The sequence below is a fragment of the Dactylosporangium vinaceum genome (assembly GCF_019904175.1).
Taxonomy (GTDB): Bacteria; Actinomycetota; Actinomycetes; order Mycobacteriales; family Micromonosporaceae; genus Dactylosporangium; species Dactylosporangium vinaceum.
The window spans coordinates 7,545,366-7,569,524 of sequence record NZ_CP061913.1; the positions used below are offsets into that span (position 1 = coordinate 7,545,366).

At 73.9% G+C, this 24,159-nt stretch carries 29 protein-coding genes; 16 read left to right on the top strand and 13 right to left on the bottom strand.

Annotated features, from left to right (window positions below; all coding sequences use genetic code 11):
- The first annotated feature begins 44 nt into the window (after positions 1-44).
- Positions 45-653 carry a C40 family peptidase gene (locus Dvina_RS33810; protein ID WP_223093340.1) on the top strand — a complete coding sequence of 203 codons (609 nt, stop codon included), beginning with the start codon at positions 45-47 and terminating at the stop codon, positions 651-653.
- 243 nt (positions 654-896) lie between these two features.
- Here the strand turns inward: Dvina_RS33810 and Dvina_RS33815 are convergent, their stop codons facing one another.
- Positions 897-2,012 (bottom strand): ROK family transcriptional regulator, encoded by a 1,116-nt coding sequence (locus tag Dvina_RS33815; protein ID WP_223093341.1) that lies wholly within the window; start codon positions 2,010-2,012, stop codon positions 897-899.
- Between the two features lie 43 nt (positions 2,013-2,055).
- On the opposite strand from Dvina_RS33815, the gene Dvina_RS33820 reads away from it, so the two are divergent.
- Positions 2,056-2,673: an HAD family hydrolase gene (locus tag Dvina_RS33820; RefSeq protein WP_223093342.1), complete on the top strand. Its 618-nt coding sequence runs from the start codon at positions 2,056-2,058 to the stop codon at positions 2,671-2,673.
- Positions 2,674-2,751: 78 nt separating this feature from the next.
- On the opposite strand, the gene Dvina_RS33825 is transcribed toward Dvina_RS33820, so the two are convergent.
- Positions 2,752-3,642 carry a carbon-nitrogen hydrolase family protein gene (locus Dvina_RS33825; RefSeq protein ID WP_246655493.1) on the bottom strand — a complete coding sequence of 297 codons (891 nt, stop codon included), beginning with the start codon at positions 3,640-3,642 and terminating at the stop codon, positions 2,752-2,754.
- A 401-nt stretch (positions 3,643-4,043) separates the two neighbouring features.
- On the opposite strand from Dvina_RS33825, the gene Dvina_RS33830 reads away from it, so the two are divergent.
- On the top strand, positions 4,044-4,406 hold the full coding sequence (locus Dvina_RS33830; RefSeq protein ID WP_223093344.1) for a hypothetical protein: 363 nt from the start codon (positions 4,044-4,046) through the stop codon (positions 4,404-4,406).
- Between the two features lie 36 nt (positions 4,407-4,442).
- Here Dvina_RS33830 and Dvina_RS33835 read toward each other — a convergent pair whose 3' ends face one another.
- Positions 4,443-4,658 carry a DNA-directed RNA polymerase subunit alpha C-terminal domain-containing protein gene (locus Dvina_RS33835; protein WP_223093345.1) on the bottom strand — a complete coding sequence of 72 codons (216 nt, stop codon included), beginning with the start codon at positions 4,656-4,658 and terminating at the stop codon, positions 4,443-4,445.
- 286 nt (positions 4,659-4,944) lie between these two features.
- Between Dvina_RS33835 and Dvina_RS33840 the strand changes: the two genes are divergently transcribed.
- The gene (locus Dvina_RS33840; RefSeq protein ID WP_223093346.1) at positions 4,945-5,853 is read left to right on the top strand and encodes a class I SAM-dependent methyltransferase; all 909 of its coding nucleotides are present in this window, start codon (positions 4,945-4,947) and stop codon (positions 5,851-5,853) included.
- Between the two features lie 121 nt (positions 5,854-5,974).
- Here the strand turns inward: Dvina_RS33840 and Dvina_RS33845 are convergent, their stop codons facing one another.
- Both Dvina_RS33845 and Dvina_RS33850 read right to left on the bottom strand, forming a co-directional pair.
- Entirely contained in the window at positions 5,975-6,559 is a 585-nt protein-coding gene (locus Dvina_RS33845; protein ID WP_223093347.1) for a hypothetical protein, read from the bottom strand.
- Between the two features lie 99 nt (positions 6,560-6,658).
- Positions 6,659-6,991: a winged helix-turn-helix transcriptional regulator gene (locus Dvina_RS33850; RefSeq protein WP_246655494.1), complete on the bottom strand. Its 333-nt coding sequence runs from the start codon at positions 6,989-6,991 to the stop codon at positions 6,659-6,661.
- Between the two features lie 75 nt (positions 6,992-7,066).
- Here Dvina_RS33850 and Dvina_RS33855 point away from each other — a divergent pair, with 75 nt between their 5' ends.
- Positions 7,067-7,537: a group II truncated hemoglobin gene (locus Dvina_RS33855; RefSeq protein ID WP_223093348.1), complete on the top strand. Its 471-nt coding sequence runs from the start codon at positions 7,067-7,069 to the stop codon at positions 7,535-7,537.
- Positions 7,538-7,548: 11 nt separating this feature from the next.
- Complete coding sequence (locus Dvina_RS33860) at positions 7,549-7,971, top strand: HIT family protein (protein ID WP_223093349.1); 423 nt, start codon at positions 7,549-7,551, stop codon at positions 7,969-7,971.
- Here the strand turns inward: Dvina_RS33860 and Dvina_RS33865 are convergent.
- Positions 7,968-8,702 carry a hypothetical protein gene (locus Dvina_RS33865; protein WP_223093350.1) on the bottom strand — a complete coding sequence of 245 codons (735 nt, stop codon included), beginning with the start codon at positions 8,700-8,702 and terminating at the stop codon, positions 7,968-7,970. The two genes, Dvina_RS33860 and Dvina_RS33865, sit on opposite strands and share 4 nt — an antisense overlap.
- 110 nt (positions 8,703-8,812) lie before the next feature.
- Here Dvina_RS33865 and Dvina_RS33870 point away from each other — a divergent pair, with 110 nt between their 5' ends.
- From Dvina_RS33870 to Dvina_RS33880, 3 genes are all read left to right on the top strand, one after another.
- Positions 8,813-10,261 carry a sensor histidine kinase gene (locus Dvina_RS33870; protein WP_223093351.1) on the top strand — a complete coding sequence of 483 codons (1,449 nt, stop codon included), beginning with the start codon at positions 8,813-8,815 and terminating at the stop codon, positions 10,259-10,261.
- A complete protein-coding gene (locus Dvina_RS33875) occupies positions 10,258-10,911 on the top strand; it encodes a response regulator (RefSeq protein WP_223093352.1) in 654 nt (217 codons plus the stop codon). Before Dvina_RS33870 ends, Dvina_RS33875 begins: the two co-directional genes overlap by 4 nt.
- 302 nt (positions 10,912-11,213) lie before the next feature.
- On the top strand, positions 11,214-11,495 hold the full coding sequence (locus Dvina_RS33880) for a hypothetical protein (protein WP_223093353.1): 282 nt from the start codon (positions 11,214-11,216) through the stop codon (positions 11,493-11,495).
- On the opposite strand, the gene Dvina_RS33885 is transcribed toward Dvina_RS33880, so the two are convergent.
- Entirely contained in the window at positions 11,457-12,419 is a 963-nt protein-coding gene (locus tag Dvina_RS33885) for a helix-turn-helix transcriptional regulator (RefSeq protein ID WP_223105859.1), read from the bottom strand. The two genes, Dvina_RS33880 and Dvina_RS33885, sit on opposite strands and share 39 nt — an antisense overlap.
- 45 nt (positions 12,420-12,464) lie before the next feature.
- On the opposite strand from Dvina_RS33885, the gene Dvina_RS33890 reads away from it, so the two are divergent.
- The 4 genes from Dvina_RS33890 (at position 12,465) to Dvina_RS33905 (ending at position 15,493) form a co-directional block, all read left to right on the top strand.
- The gene (locus Dvina_RS33890) at positions 12,465-12,995 is read left to right on the top strand and encodes a mycothiol transferase (RefSeq protein ID WP_223093354.1); all 531 of its coding nucleotides are present in this window, start codon (positions 12,465-12,467) and stop codon (positions 12,993-12,995) included.
- Positions 12,996-13,081: 86 nt separating this feature from the next.
- On the top strand, positions 13,082-13,405 hold the full coding sequence (locus Dvina_RS33895; protein ID WP_223093355.1) for a hypothetical protein: 324 nt from the start codon (positions 13,082-13,084) through the stop codon (positions 13,403-13,405).
- A gap of 117 nt (positions 13,406-13,522) precedes the next feature.
- Positions 13,523-14,431 (top strand): GNAT family N-acetyltransferase, encoded by a 909-nt coding sequence (locus Dvina_RS33900; RefSeq protein WP_223093356.1) that lies wholly within the window; start codon positions 13,523-13,525, stop codon positions 14,429-14,431.
- Between the two features lie 69 nt (positions 14,432-14,500).
- Complete coding sequence (locus Dvina_RS33905) at positions 14,501-15,493, top strand: S66 peptidase family protein (RefSeq protein WP_223093357.1); 993 nt, start codon at positions 14,501-14,503, stop codon at positions 15,491-15,493.
- A 9-nt stretch (positions 15,494-15,502) separates the two neighbouring features.
- Here Dvina_RS33905 and Dvina_RS33910 read toward each other — a convergent pair whose 3' ends face one another.
- Positions 15,503-15,979: a hypothetical protein gene (locus Dvina_RS33910; protein WP_223093358.1), complete on the bottom strand. Its 477-nt coding sequence runs from the start codon at positions 15,977-15,979 to the stop codon at positions 15,503-15,505.
- A 170-nt stretch (positions 15,980-16,149) separates the two neighbouring features.
- On the opposite strand from Dvina_RS33910, the gene Dvina_RS33915 reads away from it, so the two are divergent.
- Entirely contained in the window at positions 16,150-16,896 is a 747-nt protein-coding gene (locus Dvina_RS33915) for a hypothetical protein (protein ID WP_223093359.1), read from the top strand.
- Here Dvina_RS33915 and Dvina_RS33920 read toward each other — a convergent pair.
- Together Dvina_RS33920 and Dvina_RS33925 are read right to left on the bottom strand one after the other, a co-directional pair.
- On the bottom strand, positions 16,893-17,183 hold the full coding sequence (locus Dvina_RS33920) for a peptidoglycan-binding protein (protein ID WP_223093360.1): 291 nt from the start codon (positions 17,181-17,183) through the stop codon (positions 16,893-16,895). The two genes, Dvina_RS33915 and Dvina_RS33920, sit on opposite strands and share 4 nt — an antisense overlap.
- A gap of 65 nt (positions 17,184-17,248) precedes the next feature.
- Positions 17,249-19,879, bottom strand: a complete 2,631-nt coding sequence (locus Dvina_RS33925) for a DEAD/DEAH box helicase (RefSeq protein ID WP_223093361.1) — start codon at positions 19,877-19,879, stop codon at positions 17,249-17,251.
- 114 nt (positions 19,880-19,993) lie between these two features.
- Here Dvina_RS33925 and Dvina_RS33930 point away from each other — a divergent pair, with 114 nt between their 5' ends.
- Positions 19,994-20,353 (top strand): hypothetical protein, encoded by a 360-nt coding sequence (locus Dvina_RS33930; protein WP_343217039.1) that lies wholly within the window; start codon positions 19,994-19,996, stop codon positions 20,351-20,353.
- A gap of 14 nt (positions 20,354-20,367) precedes the next feature.
- On the opposite strand, the gene Dvina_RS33935 is transcribed toward Dvina_RS33930, so the two are convergent.
- A complete protein-coding gene (locus tag Dvina_RS33935) occupies positions 20,368-21,546 on the bottom strand; it encodes an ROK family transcriptional regulator (RefSeq protein WP_223093362.1) in 1,179 nt (392 codons plus the stop codon).
- A 97-nt stretch (positions 21,547-21,643) separates the two neighbouring features.
- Here Dvina_RS33935 and Dvina_RS33940 point away from each other — a divergent pair, with 97 nt between their 5' ends.
- Complete coding sequence (locus tag Dvina_RS33940; protein WP_223093363.1) at positions 21,644-22,417, top strand: class I SAM-dependent methyltransferase; 774 nt, start codon at positions 21,644-21,646, stop codon at positions 22,415-22,417.
- Here the strand turns inward: Dvina_RS33940 and yidD are convergent.
- Positions 22,414-22,839 (bottom strand): membrane protein insertion efficiency factor YidD, encoded by a 426-nt coding sequence (yidD, locus tag Dvina_RS55790; RefSeq protein ID WP_380030897.1) that lies wholly within the window; start codon positions 22,837-22,839, stop codon positions 22,414-22,416. The genes Dvina_RS33940 and yidD overlap by 4 nt on opposite strands.
- Before the next feature lie 53 nt (positions 22,840-22,892).
- Positions 22,893-24,146 (bottom strand): aminotransferase class I/II-fold pyridoxal phosphate-dependent enzyme, encoded by a 1,254-nt coding sequence (locus Dvina_RS33950; RefSeq protein ID WP_246655495.1) that lies wholly within the window; start codon positions 24,144-24,146, stop codon positions 22,893-22,895.
- Positions 24,147-24,159: the final 13 nt, after the last annotated feature.

Below are 24,159 nucleotides of genomic sequence, written 5' to 3' on the forward strand. Positions count from 1 at the left end.
CCCGATTTGCCACGTACGAGAGGTTTCTTCGCTATGTTGCCTGCATGCGACATAGACGGATGACCGCAATGCTCGCCGCGCTGGCTTCACTGCCCATTGTGCTTGTACCGCAGGCCGCCCACGCCACCGAAAGCCCGCAAACGGTCGTGGTACAGCCCGGCGACACCCTCTGGAACCTGTCGAGGCGCAACGGCACCACCGTCGAGGACCTGCAGCGCCTCAACAACCTCGGCACGTCGACATTGATCCGGATCGGCCAGACGCTGATCCTGCACGACGACGCGGCCGCCGTCCGGGCCCGCAAGACGGCGACGGCCATCGCCTACGCCAAGGCCCAGGTCGGCAAGCCGTACCGGTTCGCCACCGCCGGCCCCGACACCTTCGACTGCTCGGGCCTGGTCATGAAGGCGTGGGAGGCCGCCGGCTACCAGCTCCCCCGCGTCACCTACGACCAGATCAAGGTCGGCGAGCGCGTGACCCGCGACCAGCTCATCCCCGGCGACCTGGTCTTCACGAACAACGGCGGCCACGTGGAGCTCTACATCGGCGACGACACGGTCGTGAACGCCGGCCACACGGGCGTCTCGGTCCACCTCCAGGACCTGCCGCGCGAGGAGCAGATCGTCGCCTACGTCCACCTCACCGACGTCTGACTCCGGCCCCGCACCCTCCTCCACCCAGCCGCAACGATATGTCGGGCGCTCCGCGCCGCGACATATCGGACTTTTCGCCTGACAGGGTATTCGCGCGCAATATCCGGATGCGCACGATACGCACCATACGGTGCCGACGGTCGAGGCACGTTGCGGCGCCGGCGTGGCGACGGACGGGCCTGGCGGCAGGGCGGAACTGGCGGTGCGGTGGCCGAACCTGGCCGCCGGCGGGGTGGTGGCGGTCTAGCGGCGGGTGGCGAGGGTCGGCAGGACGGCGGCGAGGGCGGACTCGGCGGCACCGATGGACGGGCCGCGGGCGCCGAGCTCGGCCGGCACGATCGGCGGCAGGGCGGTGCGGCGCCAGACCATGGCGGCCTGCAGTACCGACGCCGAAAAATGCTCGGAGGCCAGCAGGTCGGGGCCCAGCCCGCCGAGCGTCACCACCGACGGGTCGAGCGCGTTGAGCAGCGCCCCGACCCCGCGGCCAAGTGCGCTCGCGGCCTGCGCGACGGCGGCCCGGGCGGCCCGGTCACCGGACCGCGCGGCGGCCAGGACCTCGCCGGCGAACGCCCGCGGGTCGGCGGGGGCGGGGCGGCCCAGCGACCGGGCCATCGCACGGCCGTCGACCGTGACGTCCCAGCAGCCCCGGGCGCCGCACGGGCAGTGCAGGGCCGGATCGCCGAACGGTACGTGCCCGAACTCGCCGCCGGCGCCGGTCGCGCCCAGGGCCGGCACGCCGCCGACGAGCAGCACACCACCCACGCCCACCTCGACGGTCAGGTGCAGGGCAACCGGGTGGCCGCGGGCCGCGCCGCGCAGGGCCTCGGCGACGCCGGCCAGGGAGGCGTCGTTGCCGACCGTGAGCGGCCGGCCGGGAGCGAGCACGGCCAGGTCGACATCGCGCCATTCGAGGGTGGCGGCCTGCACGACGGTGGTGCCGCGCACGGTCCCGGGAACGCTCACACCCACCGCGACGACCCGGTCGCCGTGCTGTGCACAGAGCGCGTCGAGGGCGGCACGGATCCGGGCCAGCACCGCCCGCGGTGGGCCGCCACTGTGCCGGTGCACGGCGGCGGGCGCGAGCTCGCCGCCGATCGCCGCGGTGGTGACCCGCCAGGTCGCGTGGGTCAGCTCGGCGACGGCGACAAGCGGGCCCTGCGGATGCGCCACGAGCATGGTGGTCGGGCGGCCCCGGCCGGTGCTCGGCGCGGCGACCTCACCGAGCAGCCGGGCCGCGCGCAGGCGACCCATGATCTCCGTGGCCGAGCCGCTGCTGAGCCCGAGCGCGGCGGCCGCCTCGGCCCGGGTGACGCCGGGATTGGCGTGCGCGTGACGCAGCAGGTCTAGAGCTCCGGCCATGGCGGCAATATACTCGACTCACGAGTTTATTAGTGGAGGCGGCATGGGACGGTTTGCGGCGGTACTGCTGGACATGGACGGCACCCTCGTCGACTCCGACGCGGCCGTCGAACGCGCGTGGGAGCGCTGGGCGGCCGAGGCGGGCGTGCCGATCGCCGACCTGCGCCCGCGCATGCACGGCAACCCGGCCCCGACGACGATCCGCGCGGTCCGGCCCGGCTACGACGAGGCCGCCGTCCACGCCGCCGCGGCCCGGCAACTGCAGCTGCAGTACACCGACCTCGACGACGTCGTGCCGACCCCCGGCACCGCCCGCCTGCTCGTCGCGCTCAAGGAACTCGAACTCCCCTGGGCCGTCGTCACCAGCGCCGACCGCCCCCTCGCGCAGGCCCGCCTCGGCGCGGCCGGCATCAACCCACCGCTGCTGGTGACGGTCGAGGAGACCGAGCGGGGCAAGCCGCACCCGGAGCCGTACCTGACCGCCGCCGCCCGGCTCGGCGTCGACCCGGCCCGCTGCCTGGTCGTCGAGGACTCACAGCCGGGCATCGACGCCGGCCGCGCCGCCGGCTGCACTGTCGCCGCCCTGCGCGGCCTGGCCGCCGACATCCGCCTGACCGACCTCGGCGACCTGGCCGACCTGCTGCTGCCGCCCGGCCCCTGAGCGGACCGCATCACCAGCGTTGTTGTGTACCGGGCTGTTGAGGGATGCCCGCGGCCGGGAAGTCCGCCTGCTGCCCGGTCAGCACTGGGCCCGGTTGGCGCTTCGGGGATCGTCGGGAGCCTGATACCGGGCATACAGGCCGCTTCGGGCCACGCGGCGCCATGGGCGGCCCTGGTTCTCGGCGGTGAGATCCAGGTCGGCGGTGGTGATGGCCGACACCGGCTGCGGCGGGCACCGGGTCAGCCAGTCGCCGTCGGGCGAGATGATGCCGGAGGGGGCGTTCGGGGCGTCCTGGGCGGTGCCGGCGTAGCTGACCCAGTAGCTGTTGGCGGCGGCGAGTGCCTGGGCCTGCAGCGCGAACGGGCCGTTGTTGACAGGTGTTCCCGGGCCGTGCGTGGAGAACAGCACGCAGTCGACGTCGAGGCGCTCGTACTCCAGGAACACCTCCGGGAAGGTCGCCTCCATGCCCATCGCGCAGCCGAACCGTACGCCGTCGACGCTGAAGGTGACAGGCGCCGAGCCCGGTGTGTACATGTGGCTGACCTTCGTGTTCGACAGCATCCGTTCGTCGTATCGGGTGACCAGGGCGCCGTCGCCGCCGATGACGTACAGGCTCAGGTGCGGCCGGCGCGGCGGAGTCAGCGGATGGAGTGAGCCGACGACGGTCCACAGCCGCAGTTCACCGGCGAGGTCGGCGATCGCCCGCAGCCCTTCCGCGAGCGTCGTCCAGTCGGCCCGGTCCCAGTCGGCCGGGCCGACGGTCGCCGGGCCGGCCTTCGACATGATCCTCTTGCTCGGGCAGCTCAGGGCTCCCTCGGGCAGGTGCAGCAGCCGCGCCCCGGCCTCGTGGGCCTCGCGCATGAGCGCCCGGATCCGCTCACAGCTTTCCCGCAGCGCTGCGGTGTCGCCGGGATCGGGCTGGACGGTGAGCTGGGCGACGGACAGCCGCACGGATGTACTGCTCGGCATCGATTCTCCTCGCGAAGCCGTGCGGAGGTGCCGCAGCGCAGCGGTGTAGGACTCGCCGGTCTTGGCGGCGCGAGCACGCACCCGGCGTTTGAGGTTCCTGTTGGCTGTCATCGGCCCTCCGCTGTCCCGTGCGTCGATCCCCCGCGCGACCAAGACGTCCGGAACCAGCGAACAACGACAGCGACCCGAGACGGAAGTCCCTTTGCCTCCAGGAAAGACCGCGCGTCGGGGACGGTCGAGGAGGTTGGGCGTGGGCCACGCCGGCACCGACGCTATCAGCAGTGTGCTCAGGGCGCCATGAGCCGCAACCGGGTCCCGTCATACTGGGCGGGTGGACGCGAGCCTGGAGTGGTGGGCCAACCGTTCGACGCTGCTGGGCCGCTTCCCGGTCGTTGTCGAGGATGTGCGAACCGGCCGGTTGCGCGACCGATGACGGGCGCTTCGAGCTCAGCTCACCGCAGGGCGACGACACCACGGCGTTCACCGAACCGGAAGACGTCGCGCTCACCGCGGCCTGGTTGACCGCGAACGGCTTCGTGAACAGCTGGTCCACGTCGAGCACCGGCGGCAACGGGTCCCGGCTGTTCGAGCGCGACGACGGTTGGGCGGTCCGCTACCAGTGCGTCCTCGGCACCTGGACCCTGGAGCTGCAGCCACCGCACGGCACGTTCGTCAGCTTCTCCCGTCTCCGCGACCGGGCCGCCACCTCGAGCTGGCACCGGGAACTGCCCGCCCTCATCGCCATGCTGACGCCGCGTCATTAGCATCGGCAGACGAACGGGAGCGGGCACGGTCCGGGTTCAATCCGCTGCCGGCGTCAGCCCGAACGCGGCCAGCTTCAGGACCACTTCGTCCGCGGCCGTTCGGCCGACGAGTTCGAGCAGTTGCCCTTCGGTCCGTCGCAACAGGTCGTCGAACGTCTCCAACCCGGCCTGCCGCACCGCTTCGGAAGCCCGGGCGCTCAGCCCCAGCTCCTCGATCGGCAGCAACAACCGCGGCGGGTCCACCTTCGACACGTGAGGACTCCTTTCGCACGCCGGCGAACCCGTGTCAGGCCGGCGCAAGCGCTGGACCGTACATCGCGACTGGGCGGTCCGAGTCGGTCTTCCAACACATCATGCAGGTTCTGTGAGCCGAGTGGTTCATTTAGTGTCCTGCCCGTGTTCTGAACAGTCGACACCGAGGATGAGAACGTTGACCAGCGCTCTTCCGTATGTCTGTCCCGTTTGCCGGACCGGCTTCGCAACGCAGGACGGGTTCTACTGCACGGGTTGCAACGCGCGGTATCCCGTCCTGCGTGGCATGCCGGTGCTGTGCCCGGCCCCGTATCGCCATCTCGGGGAGGAGGCGCTGCGCATCGTCGAGTATCGCCAGAGCAGCCCGGCTCACGGGGCAGCGGTCGACGACATCTGCGACAGGATGACGGATGCGATAAGCCCGTTGCTGACCGTGCGGTCGGTCCTGGCCACCGCGGCCGCCCGATCGGCGGGAAAGACTCGCAACCCGTACTCGGCGGTGCAGTCCCTGCACTACCTGCGGCGAGACTGGAGCGGCACACCCGAGTGCGAGGAGGAGGTCCAGGACGTCACCCAGGCGGCCCTCAAGGCGCTGGACAGCACCGGCGGTGAGCGTTCGAGGATCCTACTCCTGGGTGCGGGCGCCGGGCGGTTCGCGAGTGTCCTGTCGCCGCACTTCACATCGACCCACGCCATGGAACTGTCGGTACCCATGGGCCTGCTCAGGGACTTCCTGCGCGACGGACCGCTGCACTTCACCGTGCTCGACCGGCGCAACCGGCGATCCGAGGCCGACCTTCGCCAACAGCACACCGCGTCGAACCTCGGCGTCGACCTGGACTCGGTGGCCTGGACGATTGCGGATGCCTTGCACTGCCCGTACCCCGACGGCTACTTCTCGGCGGTCGCGTCGCTGTACTTCTCCGACGTCGTACCGCCCAGCCGGCTCCTGCCCGAGGTCAATCGCATCCTCGCCCCCGGAGGATCCTTCGTGCACGTCGGACCGCTGGGCTACCAGTTCGACCGGCCCGCCGACGACCACTGGCCCGCCGAACGATGGCCCGTCGAGGTCGAGAAGTACGGCCTGCGCGCGGTGTACACCGACTGGGCCCGATCGACCCACCACGTCGACGGGTCGTCGATGTTCACCTCGCTGGTCGACAACTTCGTGCTCGCCTGCGAGAAGCCCGTCTGAGCACCCACGCCCGCGGGGGTTCCTGGATGCAACCCGGCCGGCGCACGGGTTCGAATGCCGGAGCCGGCGAACGGGTCCTGCGCGGTCGTGACGCCCATCGCCGGCGGAGCGGCGGCGCTTGTCACAGCTGGTTGAGCAGTGCCACCCACACGATGACGGCCGCCGTGGAGAGCAGGACGATGGTCAGGGGTAGGGCCAGCGGGTAGCGCAGCAGCAGGGGCAGGCCGGCGCGCGGGTACCGCTGCGTGAAGAAGCGCACGTTCTCGTCCTCGGCGTAGTCGATCGGCACGTGGATCGCTGTGGTCAAGGCGTCCAGGTCCTCTTTGCGCCACCATTGCGGTACCAGGACGATGGGTTCTGCGACATCCCGGGCGGTGATCACCAGAAGGTTGCTGCTGTCTCGGATGGTGTGGAGCCTGACCGTGTCGGGCCGCTGGACCGTCGTGCGGCGGCCGGACCACGAGACCGACTCGACGCTGCCGTCCGCGTGGCGGTACAGGGCGACGTTGCGCACGTTGCAAGCGGCGAGCACCGCGGCCGCCAGGATCGGCAGTGCCGCCAGGATCAGGGCGGGCACCAGCACGGCGGGCCGGACCGGGGTTCGGGTGGACGCGCCGGTGCACAGCAGCAGTACCGCCGACACGACCCCGATCACCACCAGCGGCCGCCGGTGCCGGCGCCGGTCGGGGCGCAGCGACAGCGTCATGCGGCGACGGTAGCGGCGCCCCGCGGAGCCGGACCGTGTTCCTTCCGATAGGCGACACGCCGCCGCACGACGGGGCGGCCGCACGACCGGGCCGCCGTGCTACGTGGCCTCGATGGGGGTGCCGGTGCGGTCCGCGCGGGCGGTGCCCCAGTCGTAGAGGGCCTGCAGCACCGGGGCCAGGGAGCGGCCCTCGGCAGTCAGGGCGTACTCGACGTGCGGCGGGTTCGTGCCCAGGTCGCGGCGGGTGACGAGGCCGTCCGCCTCCAGTTCGCGCAGGCGCTGGGTCAGCATCTTCTCGCTGACCTCGGGCATCCGGCGGCGCAGCTCACCGTAGCGGTGGACGCCCTCCTTCAGATGGGCCAGGATGACCGGGCGCCACTTGCCGCCGATGATGTCCACGGCCAGCTCGACCGGGCAGTGGTACCGCTTCAATCCGCACAACCCCTCTCCGGCGCACCAAAAGGTGCGTACTTGTCGCAACCACCCATCGCATGATCGGCTCGACGCGTGGCTGACGACAACGGTATTCCGACCCTGTACGAATGGGCCGGCGGCAGTGCGGCGTTCGAGAAGCTGTGCGAGGCGTTCTACCGCCAGGTCCGCGTCGACGACGTGCTCGCGCCCGTGTTCGCGCACATGGACGCCGAGCACCCGCGGTTCGTGGCGATGTGGCTGGCCGAGGTGTTCGGCGGGCCGGCGGACTACTCGCAGCAGCGGGGCGGGTACCCCCACATGCTCGGCAAGCATCTCGGCCGGGCGCTCACCGAGCAGCAGCGGCGCCGCTGGCTGAGCCTGATCATGGACGCCGCCGACGAGGTAGGGCTGCCGGACGACCCGGAGTTCCGGGCCGCGTTCGTCGGCTACCTGGAGTGGGGCACGCGCCTCGCGGTCGCCAACTCCCAGCCGGGCGCCGCGCCGGTCGGGCAGGCGCCGGTGCCGAAGTGGGGCTGGGGCGTCGCACCGCCGTACGTCCCCTAACATCGGAGTCCATGGTTGCGTGCGTATTCTGCGAGATCGCGGCCGGGCGGGCCGAGGCCAGCGTCGTGCACGCGGACGACGCGGTTGTCGCGTTCATGGACCTGCGCCCGGTGACGCCCGGGCACCTGCTCGTCGTACCGCGCGGGCACGCGGCGGGGCTCGGCGATCTCGCGGCGGACGCCGGGGCGCACGTGTGGACGGTGGCGCAGTGGCTGGCCGGCGCGCTGCGGCGGTCCGGGCTGCACTGCGACGGCGTCAACCTGTTCCTGGCCGACGGGGAAGCGGCCGGTCAGGAGGTCTTCCACGTCCACCTCCACGTGATCCCCCGCTTCGGCGGTGACGGGTTTCGCATCGGCGCGGACTTCGGGCGCCCGGACCGCGCCGAGCTCGACCGGACCGCGGCGGCCGTCCGCGCCGGCCTCCCCCGTGCCTAGCGGGCCCACGGCGTGCGGCCGCCCGGCTTGAACACGGACAGCGCGGTCGCGGTCCACAGCGTCACGTCGTACGCCACGAAGCACACGAGCAGCCGCACCCCCAGCTCGCCCGGCGCCGCCGCGGCCCGCTCGATCAGCGCGGAGATCCAGAGGTGCTGAAACCCCGCGACCGCCGGGATGGCCAGCGACAACACGAACTTCGTCAGCACCCACCAGTGCCGGACCAGGCCCCACGGCGTGCACAGCGCCAGCACCACGCCGGTGAGCAGGGCCAGCACCACCGACGGCACGACGACGACCAGGTCGAAGACGTGCATCATCCGGTACACCGGCGGCCGCAACGAGGGGTCGGACGTCACAAGCGCCGTCGCCGCCAGCACGGTCATGGCCGTCGCCAGCCCCAGCCAGCCGACGGACAGGCCGACGTGCGCGGTCACCACGAGCTTGCGGATGCGCGGGCGCAGGCGTGGGAACGCGGGGCGGGCGGCCACCACGATCGCCGCCGACAGCGCCAGCCCCACCAGCGGCACATTGGACGGAATGCTGAACACGAACTGGGCCGGGATCATCGCGGCGTGCACCGCAATGGTCGTGCGGCGCCCAGCCCAGAAGCAACAGGCCGCGGCGGCAGTACCGCATGTGCCCGCCACGGCAACCACACCGCCCACGTGCAGGAGCAGCAACGCCGCGGCGGCCGCGTACACGCCGTAGGCCATCAGCAGAATCCGCATGGGCGGCGACCCTACGAGCGGCCACCGGCCCGCGCGTCCGGGAAAGGTCGCGGCGGCGTACAACTTTCGGCCGACGTGCCCGGTGGCCGGGCTCCCTAAAATCGGCAGGCATGAGGCGGCGGGCGATCGACTGGCTGATCGCCCTCCTCTGCGCCGTCACCACGGCCGGGCCCGCCATGGACTCGACGTTGTTCGGCGGCTCGCCCTACGGCGGCTGGCGCTGCGGCCCGGCCATCCTGGTGCCGCTGGCCGCACTGACCGGGGTGGCCGCCCTGATGCGCCGCCGCCGGCCGTTGCTGTTCGCCGCCGCGGCCGGGCTCGCCTGGGTCGTCGCGGCCGCGTACCCCGCTGTCGTCGCGGCCACCTTCACGCTCGGCGCGCACGGACGCCCGCGACGGTCGGCCGGGGTGGCCGTCGCGGTGGTGACGGCGGCGGTCGCGATACCGTTCCGGCGGGAGGGTATGGATGCCGTCATCCCGCTCAGCGTGGCCGTCTGCGTGGCCCCGGCACTGCTCGGCCTGTGGCTGGCCGGCCGCCGCGACGTCCTGACCGGCCTGCGTGAGCGGGCCGAACGGGCCGAGCGGGAAGCGGTGCTGCTGGCCGACCAGGCCCGGGCCGAGGAGCGCGCCCGCATCGCCCACGACATGCACGACGTCGTCACCCACCGGATCGGCCTCATGGTCCTGCACGCGACCGCACTCGAGGTCGCCGCCCCCGCCGACCGGCCCCCGATCGCCAGGCGTATCGGCGCCATCGGCCGCGAGGCCCTGGGCGAGCTGCGCGCGCTGGTGGGCGTCCTGCACAACGACCGCAGCCCACCTCTGGCCCCGTCCCCGACCCTGGCCGACCTGGCCCGCCTGGCCGCCGAGTCCCGCGCGGCCGGCACCGCGGTCCGGCTGAGCACCGCCGGTCCGCAGCGACCGCTGCCGGCACTTGTCGAGCAGGCCGCGTACCGCGTGGTCCAGGAGGCCCTGACCAACGTCCGTACCCATGCCCCGGCCACATCCGCCGGCGTCCACCTGCGCTACAGCCGCGACCACCTCACGATCATGGTCACCAACACCAGCCCGGATCCGGGCGCCGCCGAGCCGGCCGCCAGGCCCACCCGGCCCCGCGAGTCGGCAGACGGCGGCTCCGGACCGGCCGCGGACGACCAGGCCGGCCGCGGCCCGGGAGCGGCGGGCGCCGGCCGGGACGGCGGGTTCGGGCTCATCGGCCTGCGGGAACGAGTGCGGCTCCTCGGCGGGACGCTCACGGCCGGCCCGGCACGCGACGGGCGCTTCGTCCTGACCGCGACAATTCCCGTCCCGCCCGCCGGCCCCGGAGCACCGGCCACGAGCGAGCCCGTCGCCGAGGGCCTACCGGTCGGCCGAGAGCCCTCGGCCGCGAGCGGGTCGTCAGCCGCGGGCCGGCCACTACCCAGGAGCGAGCCGCCCGAGAACGAGCCGCCGAGTGGAGGCGAGCCGCCGGACAGCAGCGAGGCGCCCGCCCGGGAAGGCCCGCCTCCCGAGCGGGGGCCGGCCGCCACGGACGACGCGCCGGCCGGGAGCGGGGCGTGATCCGGGTGCTGGTGGCCGACGACGAGTGGATGGTGCGGGCCATGCTGCGCACCATCCTCGAGGCGGACGGGGACATCGCCGTCGTGGCCGAGGCGGCGGACGGGGCCGAGGTGGTCGCGCTGGCCAAGCGGCATCGGCCGGACGTGACGGTCGTGGACATCCGGATGCCGGGGACGGACGGGCTGACCGCCACCCGGGCGCTGCGCCGGCTGCCGCACCCGCCCGCGGTCGTGGTGCTCACGACGTTCGACATTGACGAGTACGTGCGCGCGGCCCTGCGGTACGGGGCCGTCGGCTTCCTGCTCAAGGATGCCACGGCCGCGGAGATGACGGCCGCGGTCCGGGCGGCCGCCGGCGGGGATGCGATGCTGGCGCCGCGGGTGACCCGGCGGCTGCTGGAGACGCTCGCCGGGCGCGACACGCCGGAGCGCATCCGGGCCGAGCGCCGCCTCGAACGGCTCACGGCCAAGGAGCGCGAGGTCCTGACCGCCGTCGCCGAGGGTCTGCCGAACGCCGACATCGCGGCCCGCCTGCGCCTGAGCGAGGCGACGGTCAAGACGCACGTGAGCCGCATCCTCACGAAGCTGGAGCTCGGCAACCGGGTCCAGGCCGCCATCCTCGCCCACCGGGCCGGGCTCGGCGGCGGCTGAACGTCGGGCCGCCGGAGCGATCGGCGCGGCGGCCCTGAGCGTTACGAGTGGGCTCGGGCCGCCGCGGGACGGCTCCGGCCGGGTGGCCGGTACCGGGCGGCGGCACGGCTCCGGGCGGGGCACCCGTGCCGGCCACGGATTGCCATGCCGGCGGCCGAGGACGAGGCCGTGGTCACCCTGCGGCCCGGACCGGTCGAGCCCCGCGCAGTGGACGAGCCGTATCGGGCGCAGCGGAAGAACGATCCGGAGCCGCCGGAGTGTCAAATATGACTTGACGGGTGTCGATGCGGTAAGACATACACATGCGTGACTGGATCGGGCTCGGCCTGAGCCTGGCGGGGCTGGGGATCATGGCGGTGGCCCTGGTCCTGTGGGTGCGCAGCCGGGCGTGGCGACCGGCCCGGCAGAGCGGGGTCGCGTGGCGGCGCTCGTCGGTGGCGACGTTCGGGGCGCTGGTGCTGCTCGAGGCCGGCCTGCTGACCCGGCCGCACGCCTGGCCGCTCACGATCCTGTACCTGGCCGTGACCGCGATCGCCGCGGCCGGGCTACTGATGTGGTATCTCGACCGCCGCCGCCTGCGATAGCCGCTGCCCGATCGCCGCGACGGCCGCGCGCAGCTCGGGACCGCCAAGCACCCGGATCGGCACGGGGAAGGCGGCGAGCTGCTGGGCGTACCAGTGCGGGTCTCCGGTCGTGGCGACCAGCCGGCACCGCGACTCCCCCGCGGGCGACAGGCGGCCGAGGGAGCGGGGGACGCGCGGGAGCGCCGCGGCGTACGGGGCCTCGACGAGCACCTCCACGTCGTACTCCCAGCCGACCGCCAGCTGCTCCTCCAGCGCCGCCATCGGGTCCAGGTCGGGCGGCGGCTCGAACCGCACGCTCGAGGCGTCGATTGCGGCGATTGCGGCGATCCGGTCGATGCGATACGCGCGGCGGGCGCCGGCGCGGTGGGAGAAGCACAGCAGGTACCACCGGCCGAAGCGCACCACGACCGACCACGGGTCGGCGTCGGTCTCGAACTGCGGGCCCGACCCGGGCCGGTAGCGCATCCGGACCCGCCGGTGCTCCGAGCACGCCTGCACCAGCGCCGCGGTCGTCAGCGGGTCGGGCCGCGCGGCCGGCGGGCCGGCGGTGGCGGCCGAGCGGCGCACCGCCTCGGCCTGCGCGGCGACCGGCTCCGGCAGCACCCGGATGAGCTTGGCCAGGGCGCCGTCGGTGGTGACGTCGGGCCGGCTGTCGAGGACGGCCATGACCAGCCCGAGCGCCTCCGTCGCGGTGAACATCATGGGCGGCGGGCGCAGCCCCCGGCCGATCCGGTAGCCGCCGTAGGGCCCCCGCGTCGACTCGATCGGGATGCCGGCCTCCCGCAGGATCGCCACGTATCGCCGGGCCGCCCGCTCCGACACGCCGAGCCGCTCCCCCAGCCGCTCGGCGGTGATGCCGGGCTGCGCCTGCACCAGCTCCAGCGCGACGAGCGCCCGCGCGACGGGGGATTCCACGGGGTTCATCATTCCGGAAGCCTCCCGTCCGGAATACCCCCTAGGCTGCGGCTCATGCAGGAACCCAAACCCGACGCGGGCGAGACCGAGCTGCTCCTCTTCGCCCTCGAACGCTCCCGTGCCCAGTTCGCCTGGAAGACCGGCGGCCTCGACGCGGCCGCCCTCGCCCGCCCGCTCCCGCCGTCCACCATGACCCTGGGCGGGCTGCTCAAGCACCTGGCCGCGGTCGAGGAGCGCTACGCTGTCGACTTCACCGGCCGCCCACCCGGCCCGCCGCTCGACAACCCCGAGGCCCTCGCCGACACCGGCTGGGTGTGGCGAAGTGCCACAAACGACGAGCCGGCGCAGCTGTACTCCCTGTGGCACTCGGCCGTCGCCCGCTCGCGCGCGGCCATGCAGACGGTGCTGGCCGCCGAGGGCGCCCTGGACCGTCCCGCCGAGTACACCCGCTACGACAGCGGCGAGTACCCCAACCTGCGCCGGATCCTCGTCGACCTGCACGACGAATACGCCCGCCACGTCGGCCACGCCGACCTGCTCCGCGAGGCGATCGACGGCCTGGTCGGCGACGACCCGCCCGCCTGACGGGCCGGACTCCGGGCGCCGGGCGATGACCCGCCCCCGCTGCGCACGGCGGGGCGGATTGCCGCCCGCCGGTAGACTCGATCCGTATGACGACTCTGACCAGTAGGTTCGCCGCGGTCACCGCCGCCGTGGTGCTCGGATTCGGCGGCCTGACCGCCTGCAGCACCGACAACGTCGACTGCACCACCAGCGCGTGCACCGTCACGTTCGACCGGGGCGTGGAGGCCGAGTCGTCAGTGCTCGGCGTGGACGTCAAGCTCGTCGGGGTCGAGAACGGGCAGGTGAAGCTCGACGTCGGCGGGACCGTCGTCAGCGTGCCCGTCGACGGCAGCAGCCAGGCCAACGGCTTCGACATCTCGGTGCAGAAGGTCACCGACGCCGAGGTCGTCGTGCGCATCCAGACCAGCTGAGAAATTCCGTTGCGACAGACCGGCGGCGGCCGGTAAGAACGTCACGGCGACAGGGGTTCGCTGGAAGGGAGGGGTCTGCCATGTTCGCTCGAGCACCTCACATGGGAGCTGCCGCACATGCACGTCACCTTCCGCCCGCTCGCCGGGCCTGAGGAACTACCGCGCTTCCTGCACTTCCTGTATGACCTCAACTCCGAGGTCGCCGACGACCTGACCGCCGGCCGCCGCCGGCCCGCGTGGCTGTGGATCGCCACGCGGGGCGACGAGGTCCTCGCCCGGGCCGGCTGGTGGTCGCGCCCCGGCGCCCCGGCGCCGTACCTCATGGACTTCCTCGACTTCGCGCCGGGTGAGGACGGTACGGCCGAAACGCTTGTCAAGCATGCGCTGAGCGCACTCGTGCCGGCCGGGCAGACGCCACCGGAGTTCATCCGGTTCGTCCCGCCCGGCTGGGCCCGGGATCCGCAGGGGGTACCGCGCACAGTGGCCGTCCTGCAACGCCTGGGCGCGCACCTGCTCGTCGAACGGCTCCGGCTCGAATGGCGGCCCGGGACCCCGATCGCCGCCCCGGCGCGGCTGCGGTTCCGGCCGTTCGCGAGCACCGCGGAGGCCCTCGACCTCATGACCCGCGCCGTCGCGGGCACCCTGGACGCCCACGACCGCGCGGACCTGGCCACGATGACCCCGCGCGCCGTTGCCGAGGAGCACTTCCACGGCGAACTGGAGCGCTGGCCGAGCCCGCAGTCCTGGTGGCGCGTGGCCACCCTCGACGACGGTGCGCCGGTCGGCTTCGTGTTCCCGGCCCGCAACGACTACGGCCCGATCATCGCGTACATCGCCGTCCTGCCCGAACACCGCGGCCACGGCTACATCGACGACCTCCTGGCCGAGGGCACCCGTGTCCTCGCCGAGAGCGGCGACATCCCCCGCATCCGGGCCAGCACCGACGTGGGCAACACCCCGATGGCCGCCGCCTTCGCCCGCGCCGGCTACGTCAACTACCAGAACGAGCTCAACATGACCTGGTAGCCACCACCACGAGCGGCGCCGGCCGGCCCGGCCGGCGCCGCCCATCCGATGACGCCCGAGGAGGCGACGGTGATCGATGATGCGGTGCCGCGGGTGCTGCGGCCGCGGGCGTTGCGGCCCGCCGACCTGGTGGTCGTGGCGGCGCTGTCCGGGCCGCTGCACGCCGAGTACGAGCCCGACCTCGAGCGGGCCGAGGCCGTGCTGCGGGGGATGGGGTTCCGCGTGCGCCGGGCCCCGCTGCTGCGGGCCGGGCGGCACCGCTGGTGGAGCGTGGCCCGGCCGGACGAGATCGCCGACGAGCTCAACGGGCTGCTGCGCGACCCCGAGGTGCGGGCGATCGTCGGGCACGACGGCGGGCAGACGGTGCTCGGCTACCTCGACCGCATCGACACGGCGGCGGTCGTCGCCGACCCCAAGCCGATCCTCGGCTACAGCGACATCTCCCTGCTGCACCTGGCGCTGTACGGCCGCACCGGGCTCGTCGGGTTCCACGCCGACCTGGCGACCCCCGGGCTCGGTGCGGCCTGGGCGGCCGCGCCGGCCGGGCGGCGGGCCGAGCTCGAGCGGCTCTACCGGAAGCTCCTCACCGATCCGGCGCCGATCGGCGCGCTGCCGGCGAGCCCTGCGTGGGAGTGCTGGCGGCCCGGGCGAGCGGAGGGGCCGCTCGTCGGCGGGGTGATCAACCGGATCGCCCTGAACCAGGCGACCGCCTACGCCCTGCCCCTGGAGCGCTTCGACGGCGCGGTGCTGTTCTGGGAGGAGATCGGCGGGCGGGCCGCGTACCTGTGGAGCTACCTGCACGTCCTGCGCCACGCCGGCATCCTCGACCGCATCGCCGGCATGGTCGTCGGCATCCCGCTGGCCATCGACGGCCTCGGCGCGCCCGGCGGCCCGGCGCTGTCCGAGATCGTCCTGGACGTCCTCGGTGACCGGGACATCCCGGTCCTCGGCAACGTCGAGTTCGGCCACGCCGGCCCGAACCTGCCCATGCCGGTGGGCGTCCGCGCCGCCCTCGACGCCGGCCGGCGCACCCTGGAGCTGCTCGAATCCGCCGTCACCTGAGCGCCGCGCTCACACCGGCTCCGGCTGGGCCCGCAGCACCGAGCCCAGGTGGTCGGCGGCGCCGCACAGCGCCCGGACCGCATCCGACACCACCGGGCCGGCGGCCGGCGGGGCGGTCAGCAGGGCGACGAGCACGCCGAGCGTGGTGGCGACGGCGTCCGCGACCGGGTCGGGCCGGCGCCCCCGCTGCCGCGTCACGCTCTGCTGGACCCAGGCCAGGCGCGCGGCCTGCAGCCGGTCCAGGCCGGACCCGCCCGCCGCGGCCCGGTCGGCGGCGAAGTGCAGATCGGCCCGGTCGTCGACGGACAGACCGGCGCGGGACTCCAGGGACTCCTGCCGCTCGACGAGCGCGGCCCCGATGTGCGCGAGCAGGTGCGCGCGCCGCCGGTCGGCGTCCAGGTCCTGCATGATGGACAGCGGATCGCCGGGGATGGCCAGGACGGTCATCGCCCGCAGCAGGTCGTCGGTGCTCGGCAGCGGCTCCATGCGCGCCACCATAATCCCGCCCACGCACGTCGTCGCTGTGACAAATGCGGCAGGCCGGACGTCGTAATCCCCGCGTCGGAGCCGCCCGCGGTTGCCCTTAGGCTGTGTCGAGTTGGCGGCGGCGGGGGGCCCGGCGACCGGATACATTCCCGCCCATAGGAGGTGGCACGGTGTCACAGGGTGCGAACGGGGACGACAACTTAGGCCGGCGCAACGCCTGGCTCTACTACGTCCTCGTCGGTGGTGCGGGGATCGTGCTGTGGCCGCTGAACATCGTGCTGCACAACGAGGTTTGGCCCCAGGCGGTGACCCTGGTGCTGTGTCTTGGCAACGCCGTCGCCTATATCGCCGCGACCCTGCGCACCCGCAGGCCGCGCACGCTGTCCGTGCGGCCGGGCGCGTTCGAGGCGCCGCCGTCGTACCTTCGCCTCGCCCTGCAGGCGGCCGGGATGCCGCTGGCCGTCGCGCTGCTCTTCAGCGTCGTGTACGACGATGACGACTGGGGCGTCTACACCTGGATGCTGTTCGCGGCGGCGGTCGCGGCGATCTACCTCACCGGGCACAGCCTGGCGATGCTCATCCGCGGCACCGGCCGGTTGACGCTGCGGCCCGACGGGCTCACCGTCGTCGACGCCACCGTCACGCACGACGTGCCGTGGGAGGCCATCCTGTCCGGTCCCCTGCCGACCGTGTTCGGGATGGGCCGGGTCGGCATCCTGTGGCCGGAGCTGGTCACCAGCCGCGGCCTGGGCCGCAAGAAGAACCTCCAGCGCATCGCCCTGCAGCTGCAGCCGAGCGCCGTCGACCGCGAGTTCCTGCACAGCGCGATCAACCACTACCTCAACCAGCCCGAGGAGCGCGCCGCCATCGGCACGGCGGAAGGGCTGCGGCAGCTCCAGGCGGCCGAGGCGGTCTAGGCGGCCATCCCCAGCGAGCGCAGGTGCCGGGCCTCGCGGGCCGAGCGGGCCAGGGCCTGCACGGTGCGCGGGCCGGCGATCCCGTCGACGACGAGGCCGGCGCGGGCCTGGAAGCGGCGCAGCGCCTGCGGCACCTCGGCGTCGAACGCGGCGACCCGGATGAGCCCGACGTCGGTGAGCAGCGCCCGCACCTCGCGCGGGTCGGCCGGCGGCACGGCGTCGTCGGTGGCGTTGACGGTGCCGGCCAGCGCGGCGCCGACGACGGTGAAGATGCGGCGAACGGTCATGGTTCGAGTGTGCGACCCCGGGCCGGGCCCGTCGTCAGGGAAAACCCTGCGAACCGACCCTGAAATCACATGTCGAGCGCGGCCCGCACGGCGTCGCCCGCCCAGCGGCTCGGGAACGCCTCACGCAGCGTCCACCCGGCCCGCAGCAGCGCCCGCTGCCGCTCCAGGTGGGCCCGGTTGCCGTCCGGGTGCGGCGCGCAGAGGTACCCGACACCGTCCACGACCAGGTCCACGATCCAGTCGCCGACCTGGTAGCCGGCGTGGACGTCACGCCCGGCCGCGGTCAGCTCGGCGGCCAGCCGGGCCGCCCACGGCACCGGGGCCGCCGCGGGAGACGCCGGCGACGCCGGGGCGTCGGCGTGGGCCAGGAAATCGGCGATCAACCCGGTCCCGCCGCCGCTGAGGGAGGTGACCACCACCAGGTGCCGGCGGGCCCGGGTCGTCATCACGTTGAACAGGTTCGGCTCGGCCACGAACCGCTGCCGGGCCCGGGTGTCGCCGTCGACCAGGCCGAGCGAGACGATGACCGTGTCGGCCTCGCCGCCCTGGAACGCGTGGACGGTCCCGGAGCGCAGCCGCAGCCGCTCGATCTCGTCCGCCGGCAGCGCGGCCAGCAGCGCCGCCTCGATCGCGTCGGCCTGCGGGCGAAACGGCGTGACGATCCCGATCCCGGTCCGCCCGGCGGCGGCCAGCCGGCGCACGGTGTCGAGCACGGCGTCGACCTCGGCCCGGTTGACACCGTCCGCGACCACCGCCCCGCTGACCCGCACGACGTCGATGGCGTCGGCCCGCTCGGCGGCCGGGGTGCGGGTCATCAGCGTGAGGCGGCCGTCGTAGAAGCGGCGGGCGGCGAACGCGATGAGGTGCGGCGGGCACCGGTAGTGCTCGCCGAGCCAGGTGACCGGGGCGGCGCCGACGGCCACGTCGTACGCGCTGGAGCGGCGCACGTCGATGCGGTCCGGCAGCCCGTGCCGGGCCAGGGTCGCGGCCACGTCGACGTCGGCGACGAACGACACGAAGCGCAGCTGGCTCGGGTCGCCCGCGACGAGCGCCCGCTTCGCCCGGGCCAGGACCGGCGCCGCCCGGATCTGGTCGATGTGCGCGGCCTCGTCCAGGATCACCAGGTCGAACAGGCCGGGCGTGGGCGGCAGCAGGTCCTCGACGTCGGCGACGGTCCCGACCCACAGCGGCAGCGCCCGGACGAGTGCGGGCCCGTCGAGCGCGGCGAGGGCCTCGCGGCGGCGGTTGCGCCCGGCCCGCAGCGCGGCGCCGAGCTCGGCGGCGCTGCCCCGGGCGGCCCGGCCCCAGCGGTCGGCGGCGGCCGCGGCGTCGTGCATGGCCGCCCCGGCCGCCTCCCGCAGCCGGGCGTCGGCGTCGAGCAGCGCGGGCCACACCGTCGCGAGGTCGGTCCCCCCGCCGACGGCCAGTGTCGCCGCGGCCCGGTCGGCGGCCAGGGCGTCGAGCAGCGCCGGCAGCCGCGCCGACCCGACGCCGGCCAGCCGCCGGATGCGCCACTCGCGCAGGAACCGCGAATGCAGAAGCCGCTCCGCCCTGCGTACCGCGAAGTCGTCGCGGAACACCAGCGGCGCCTCGGCCCGCAGCCCGGCCAGCAGCGGCTCCCACACCGCCATCCTCGCCGCGGTCCGCTCGAGGTCCAGCGCCGCCCCGATTGACGCCTCGAGCTGCTCGACGGCGGCCGCCGCGGCCCGCACCGCCGAGCGGCGCTCGTCGAGGCGCCGGCCGGCGACACCCTCTCCCCGGCCCGACGTGAGCTCGAGCGCGAAGCGGTCCCGGCGCTCGGCGTCGCCGAACAGCACCGGCTCGGCCCCCGGAAACCGGCGCAGCAACCCGGCCAGGACCTCGGCGGCGTGCGCGGCCTGGGTGGCGACGAGGACCGACCCGCCGCGGTCCACGGTGTCGAGGGCGGCTGCGACGACCGCGTGGCTCTTGCCGTTGCCCGGCGGCCCGGACACGACGACGACCGGTTCGCGCCGCACCCGCCGGACGACGTCGCGCTGGGCCGGGTTGAGCGGCAGCGGCGAGTGCACGGGCTCGTCGTCACCAGCGGACTCGGCGGCGGACTCCCCGTACACCCGGGCGAGCGCCGTCGCCTCGAGGCCGGTGCGGGCCGACCAGGCGCGCAGGGTGTCGCGCAGGCCCGGGCTGGCGACGTCGCGGGCCACGTACAGGGCGGCGACGGCCTCGGCGAGCAGGTCCTCGCCCGGCTTGAACCCGGCCGCCCCGGCCGCGGTCTCGATCCAGGCCGTCGTGCCGATCGCGGTCAGCCAGGGCGGGGTGGCGACGCCGGGGGCCGCCTCCAGGGCGGCGGCGAGCTCGCGGTCCGTGATGAGCGGCGTGACCTCCAGGTCGCCGGCGGGCGTGACCCGGTACCCCCGCAGCCTCGATCCTGAACCCTCCAGCCGGACCGGCTCGTAGAGCAGCGGCAGGCGCACGGTGCGGGCGGCCCCGTCGACCTCGGCCGTCCCGGTCAGCCAGGCCCACCCGCGGCGCAGGATCCGCTCCTCCCGGTGCAGGGAGTCGAGGGCGGCCAGGCGCTGGGCGGCCTTGCCCGCGGGCACCCGCTCCGGGTCGCTCAGGCGCAGCGGCGCGGGCGCCCCCTTGGCCACGTCGAGCACGCGGTCCCGGCCGGCCGGCGCGAGGTCGGCGAGCGCGGCGAGTACGCGGCTGGGCTCCATAGGTGCCCGGAAGTCTAGACGCTGCGGTCACGCCTCGACCTGGGCACGGACCGCGGCCGACGATCGTGTACCTTGCCGTTCGACAGCCGTCGACGCCTGGGGAGTGCGGGACCGATGCACATCAACGACTTCTGGGTCGCCATCCCGGTGGGCCTGCTCATCGGCGTGCTCGGGCGGCTGGTCCTGCCCGGCCGCCAGTCGATCGGCGTGTTCATCACGTTCCTGATCGGCGTCGGGGCGGCGCTGCTGGGCACGCTCGTCGCCGGGCTGTTCGGCCTCGACGACAAGGCCGTGGTGAAGGTCTGGAAGATCCAGTGGAGCTGGTGGGAGCTGGCGATCCAGGTCGTCTTCGCCGCCGTCGGCATCGGGCTGGCCAACGTGCTCACCTACACGAAGCTCGCCTCCGGCAACGCCAAGCCCCGCAAGCGGGCCGCGCGCAAGCGGACCACGAGGAAGAAGACCGACGACGACTGAGGCCCGCCCGGGATCTAGGGGCGGCTGAGCTCGGCCAGCAGCGCGTCGCGGACCGCCGCCCGGCCGGCCTCCTGCGCGCCCAGGAGGGCGGCGTCGTCGTGGACCCGGCTGGTCGCGATGGCGGTGTCCAGCAGCGGGGTCGCCGCGGCCAGGGCGGCGGCGACCGCGTCACCCAGGACCTCCCCGCCGGCCTGCCCGACCTCGCCCCCGATGACGACGAGCGGCGGGTCGAGCACCGCGACGACCGCCGACAGCCCCAGCGCGATCCGCCCGGCGAGCGTCGTCACGAACTCGAGCGCCGCCGGGTCCTTCTGCGCCGCCCGCGCCGCGGCCGCGGCCATGGTGGCGGCGGCGGTCGGGGCGGCGAGCCCGTGGGCGCCCGCCAGATCGAGGACCGCGGCCCCGTTGACGAGCTGGGTGAACGTGGCCCCGCCGCTGACCGGCATGTAGCCGATCTCACCGGCCCCGCCCCGGGCCCCGCGCAGCAGCGCCCCGCCCAGGTCGATGGCGAGGCCGAGGCCGCCCTCGCCGAGCCACAGCAGCGCGAAACTTTCCGCGTCCCGCCCGGCGCCCCCGGCCCGCTCGGCCACCGCGGCCAGGTTCACGTCGTTGTCGACGCCGACGGTCACCCCCAGCTGCCGGCGCAGGTCCTCGACCAGGCCCGGCCGCTCCCAGCCCGGCACCTCCATGTGGTGCAGGACGTCGCTGCGCTGGTCGTACGAGCCGGCCACGGCGATCTGCACGTGCGCGACCGGGTCGCGGGAGATCCCGGCCTCCTTGCAGACCTCGTCGACGGTGTCGGCGACCGCGGCGACGGTGTCGGTGCTGGCGAAGTCGATGCTCGACTCGAGCCGCCCGCGGACCGCCCCGGCCAGGTCGGTGACGGCGGCGGTGACGCTCGGCGTGCCCCGGTCCCGCTGGTCGCGGATCGACAGGGCCACCGCGTAGGCGGCGTCGGGGTTGACCGCGTAGACCTCGGCGTTGGGGCCCGGACCGGCGCTGACGTAGCCGACGACGCTCACCAGCCGCGCCTCCGTGAGCCGCCGCAGCGCCTCGGAGATGGTGGGCTTGGACAGGCCGGTGAGGTCGCGCAGTTCTCCGCGGGTCAGGGGCCCGCGTTCCAGCACATGACTCAGGGCGGCCGCGTCGTTCATGGCCCTGAGCAGCTTCGATGATCCGCCGAGGTGCGTCATGGTGAGCGAACCGTATGGTCGGCCCCGGCGCCTGTCAATCGCAGAGCCGACATAAACCCACAAAATGCGACGTAGGCCACCGTCTATGCTGCTCGCCATGGTGCAGCTCGGGGCGATTCAGGAAACCATGTTACTGACGCTGCACGCCCGGGCCGCCAACGGCGACGGGGCCGCACAGCGGCTGGTCAGCGCCATCGACTACGACTTCACCGCCTTCGAGCGGCACAAGGGCCTGACCGCGCTGTTCCACGTCCTGCGCTGCGGGTGGTACGACGAGTGGACGCGGCAGTTCCTGGCCGAGTGCCCCGGCGGCACGGTGGTGGAGCTGGGGGCCGGCCTGACCACCCGGGCCGACCGCCTGGACAACGGCGCCGCGACCTGGGTCTTCGCGGACCTCCCGGACGCCACGGCGCTGCGCCGCACGCTCCTGCCCGACACCGCACGCCGCCGCACCGTGACCGCGTCGGTGCTGGACCCGGCCTGGCCCTCGGCGGTGGCGGCCGAGGGGCCCTGCCTCTTCCTGGCCGAGGGGCTGCTGGTGTACCTCGAGCCGGCCGCGGTCCGCACCGTGCTGGCCACGGTCGCGGCCCGGTTCCCCGGCAGCCGGATCGCTCTCGACACCTACGGCTCGTGGATCGTGGCGCGCCCCCGCGGGCCGCTGCGGCACATGGCGGCGGACCTGGTCTGGGCCTGCGACGACCCGCAGGAGGTGCAGCGCTGGGGCATCGGCCTGACACTGCGCGAGTCGCACCGGCTGACCCGGCCGGTGCGGCGGACCCTCCCCCGCCGCACCCGCCTCGCTCTGCACGCCGTCAACGCCCTCGCCCCGGCGAGGATGACCGACCTGCGGGTCAGCCTCTACAGCGCCTAGACCGGCACCGGGTCATAGCCGCGGGCGCCACCGGGGCGGCAGCGGGCCAGCCGCCGCGAGGCCAGCCAGATCCCGCGCACCGCGCCGTGCCGGGTGATGGCCTCGGCCGCGTAGTGCGAGCAGCTGGGTGAGAAGCGGCAGCACGGGCGCTCCCGCTTCGCGGAGACCTCGGTCTGGTACCTGCGGATCGCCCCGAGCATCGGCCCCTCGGGCGAGGCCGCCCGCTTCGGGGCCCGGGCCATCGCGAACAGCATGCCCGGCAGCGACAGCAGCCCCACCATCAGGCAGGAGCCGTCGATCGCCTCGCCGATGCAGCAGCCCGTCTCGAGCAGGCAGGCGTCACGCAGGCAGGTGTTGCCGCCGCGGTTGTACCGGTAGTCGGGCTGCCGCCGGTACCGCCGGCTGGACCATGGATCGCGCATACGAACCGTGATACCCCTCCGGTGCCACCACTAAGGATTTTCCCGGAGCGGCGTCAGCTGGCGCTCGACTCGCGGGCCTCCTGGAACACCCCGTCCGCGGCGAGCTCGGAGATGACGGCGTTGAGGTGGTCGATCTCGGCGTCGGTGTTGGCCGCGGTGACCTGCACCCGGAAGCCGACCTGGTCGCGAGGCACGCCGGGGTAGGGGGCGAGGGTCACGAACAGGCCCCGCTGCCACAGCCGCTCCGACACCTCGACCAGGTCGCGGTCCAGCGCGATCGGCAGCTCGATGATCGGGGTGTCGTCGGTGTTGGGGGTGAACACGCCGAGGCCGCGGACGTGCTGCAGGACCCGCATCGTCATCCGGTACAGCTCCGAGCGCAGCTTGTCACCCCGCTCCGCGTTCACGTCGAACCCGGCCAGCACGGTGGCCAGGGACGCGGTCGGCGACGGGCCCGAGTACAGGTACGGCGCGGCCGCGGACTTGAGGCGGTTCTTGAGGACCGTGGGCACCGCCAGGAACGCCAGCAGCGACGAGTACGCCTTCGAGAAGCCGCCCACCAGCACGACGTTGTCGTAGGACTCCCCGCAGTACCGGATGATGCTGTTGCCGGAGATGCCGTAGGGACTCGTCTCGTCGTCGGCCCGGGCGCCGATGACCCCGAACCCGTGGGCGTCGTCGATGTAGAGCACGGCGCCGTGGGCCCGGCACAGGTCGAGGTACGCGCGCACGTCCGGGATGTTGCCGGTCATGCTGTTGACGCCGTCCATGCAGACCAGGACGGGGCCCGGGTTGCCGGCCGCGAGCAGCGCGGCGAGCTCGTCGAGCGAGCGGAACCGCGACAGCGTGGCGCCCTGGGCGCGGGCGAAGACGCAGCCGTCCCAGATCGTCTTGTGGGCCCGCGAGTCGACGAGGATGGTGCCCTGCTGGGCCAGCACCGGGATGACCGACAGGTGGATCTGGGTGATCGTGGGCAGGACCAGGGTGTCCTCGGCGCCGAGCAGGGCGGCCAGGCGCTGCTCGATCTGCGGGTAGAGGGCCGGGTTGCCCAGCATCCGCGACCACGACGGGTGCGTGCCCCAGCGCCGCAGCTGCTCGTCGACCGCGCCGATGATGTCGGGCTCCAGGTCGAAGCCGAGGTAGTTGCAGGAGGCCCAGTCGGTAAGCCAGTGCTCGCCGACCCGGATGCGGCGGCCGTCGACCTGGTCGATGACGGCGTCGTAGAAGCGGGTCTCGGCGCGCAGACGGGCGATGCCGCTGTATCGGGGGTCCCTGTCGACTTCGGTCGCGAGGTGTGAGGCGTGCACAGGTCCTCCGGGT

What these genes read in the sequence shown, in the direction of transcription:
- Dvina_RS33845 (WP_223093347.1), bottom strand. Translation starts at nt 6,559, where the DNA reads ATGACGCTGTCGCTGCGCCCCGACCGGCGCCGGCACCGGCGGCCGCTG.
- Dvina_RS33860 (WP_223093349.1), top strand. Translation starts at nt 7,549, where the DNA reads ATGGTTGCGTGCGTATTCTGCGAGATCGCGGCCGGGCGGGCCGAGGCC.
- Dvina_RS33865 (WP_223093350.1), bottom strand. Translation starts at nt 8,702, where the DNA reads ATGCGGATTCTGCTGATGGCCTACGGCGTGTACGCGGCCGCCGCGGCG.
- yidD (WP_380030897.1), bottom strand. Translation starts at nt 22,839, where the DNA reads ATGCGCGATCCATGGTCCAGCCGGCGGTACCGGCGGCAGCCCGACTAC.
- Dvina_RS33810 (WP_223093340.1), top strand. Translation starts at nt 45, where the DNA reads ATGCGACATAGACGGATGACCGCAATGCTCGCCGCGCTGGCTTCACTG.
- Dvina_RS33930 (WP_343217039.1), top strand. Translation starts at nt 19,994, where the DNA reads ATGCACATCAACGACTTCTGGGTCGCCATCCCGGTGGGCCTGCTCATC.
- Dvina_RS33900 (WP_223093356.1), top strand. Translation starts at nt 13,523, where the DNA reads ATGCACGTCACCTTCCGCCCGCTCGCCGGGCCTGAGGAACTACCGCGC.
- Dvina_RS33890 (WP_223093354.1), top strand. Translation starts at nt 12,465, where the DNA reads ATGCAGGAACCCAAACCCGACGCGGGCGAGACCGAGCTGCTCCTCTTC.
- Dvina_RS33885 (WP_223105859.1), bottom strand. Translation starts at nt 12,419, where the DNA reads ATGAACCCCGTGGAATCCCCCGTCGCGCGGGCGCTCGTCGCGCTGGAG.
- Dvina_RS33840 (WP_223093346.1), top strand. Translation starts at nt 4,945, where the DNA reads ATGCCGGTGCTGTGCCCGGCCCCGTATCGCCATCTCGGGGAGGAGGCG.
- Dvina_RS33895 (WP_223093355.1), top strand. Translation starts at nt 13,082, where the DNA reads ATGACGACTCTGACCAGTAGGTTCGCCGCGGTCACCGCCGCCGTGGTG.
- Dvina_RS33830 (WP_223093344.1), top strand. Translation starts at nt 4,044, where the DNA reads ATGTGCGAACCGGCCGGTTGCGCGACCGATGACGGGCGCTTCGAGCTC.
- Dvina_RS33925 (WP_223093361.1), bottom strand. Translation starts at nt 19,879, where the DNA reads ATGGAGCCCAGCCGCGTACTCGCCGCGCTCGCCGACCTCGCGCCGGCC.
- Dvina_RS33825 (WP_246655493.1), bottom strand. Translation starts at nt 3,642, where the DNA reads ATGCCGAGCAGTACATCCGTGCGGCTGTCCGTCGCCCAGCTCACCGTC.
- Dvina_RS33935 (WP_223093362.1), bottom strand. Translation starts at nt 21,546, where the DNA reads ATGACGCACCTCGGCGGATCATCGAAGCTGCTCAGGGCCATGAACGAC.
- Dvina_RS33820 (WP_223093342.1), top strand. Translation starts at nt 2,056, where the DNA reads ATGGGACGGTTTGCGGCGGTACTGCTGGACATGGACGGCACCCTCGTC.
- Dvina_RS33815 (WP_223093341.1), bottom strand. Translation starts at nt 2,012, where the DNA reads ATGGCCGGAGCTCTAGACCTGCTGCGTCACGCGCACGCCAATCCCGGC.
- Dvina_RS33920 (WP_223093360.1), bottom strand. Translation starts at nt 17,183, where the DNA reads ATGACCGTTCGCCGCATCTTCACCGTCGTCGGCGCCGCGCTGGCCGGC.
- Dvina_RS33880 (WP_223093353.1), top strand. Translation starts at nt 11,214, where the DNA reads ATGCGTGACTGGATCGGGCTCGGCCTGAGCCTGGCGGGGCTGGGGATC.
- Dvina_RS33870 (WP_223093351.1), top strand. Translation starts at nt 8,813, where the DNA reads ATGAGGCGGCGGGCGATCGACTGGCTGATCGCCCTCCTCTGCGCCGTC.
- Dvina_RS33940 (WP_223093363.1), top strand. Translation starts at nt 21,644, where the DNA reads ATGGTGCAGCTCGGGGCGATTCAGGAAACCATGTTACTGACGCTGCAC.
- Dvina_RS33910 (WP_223093358.1), bottom strand. Translation starts at nt 15,979, where the DNA reads ATGGAGCCGCTGCCGAGCACCGACGACCTGCTGCGGGCGATGACCGTC.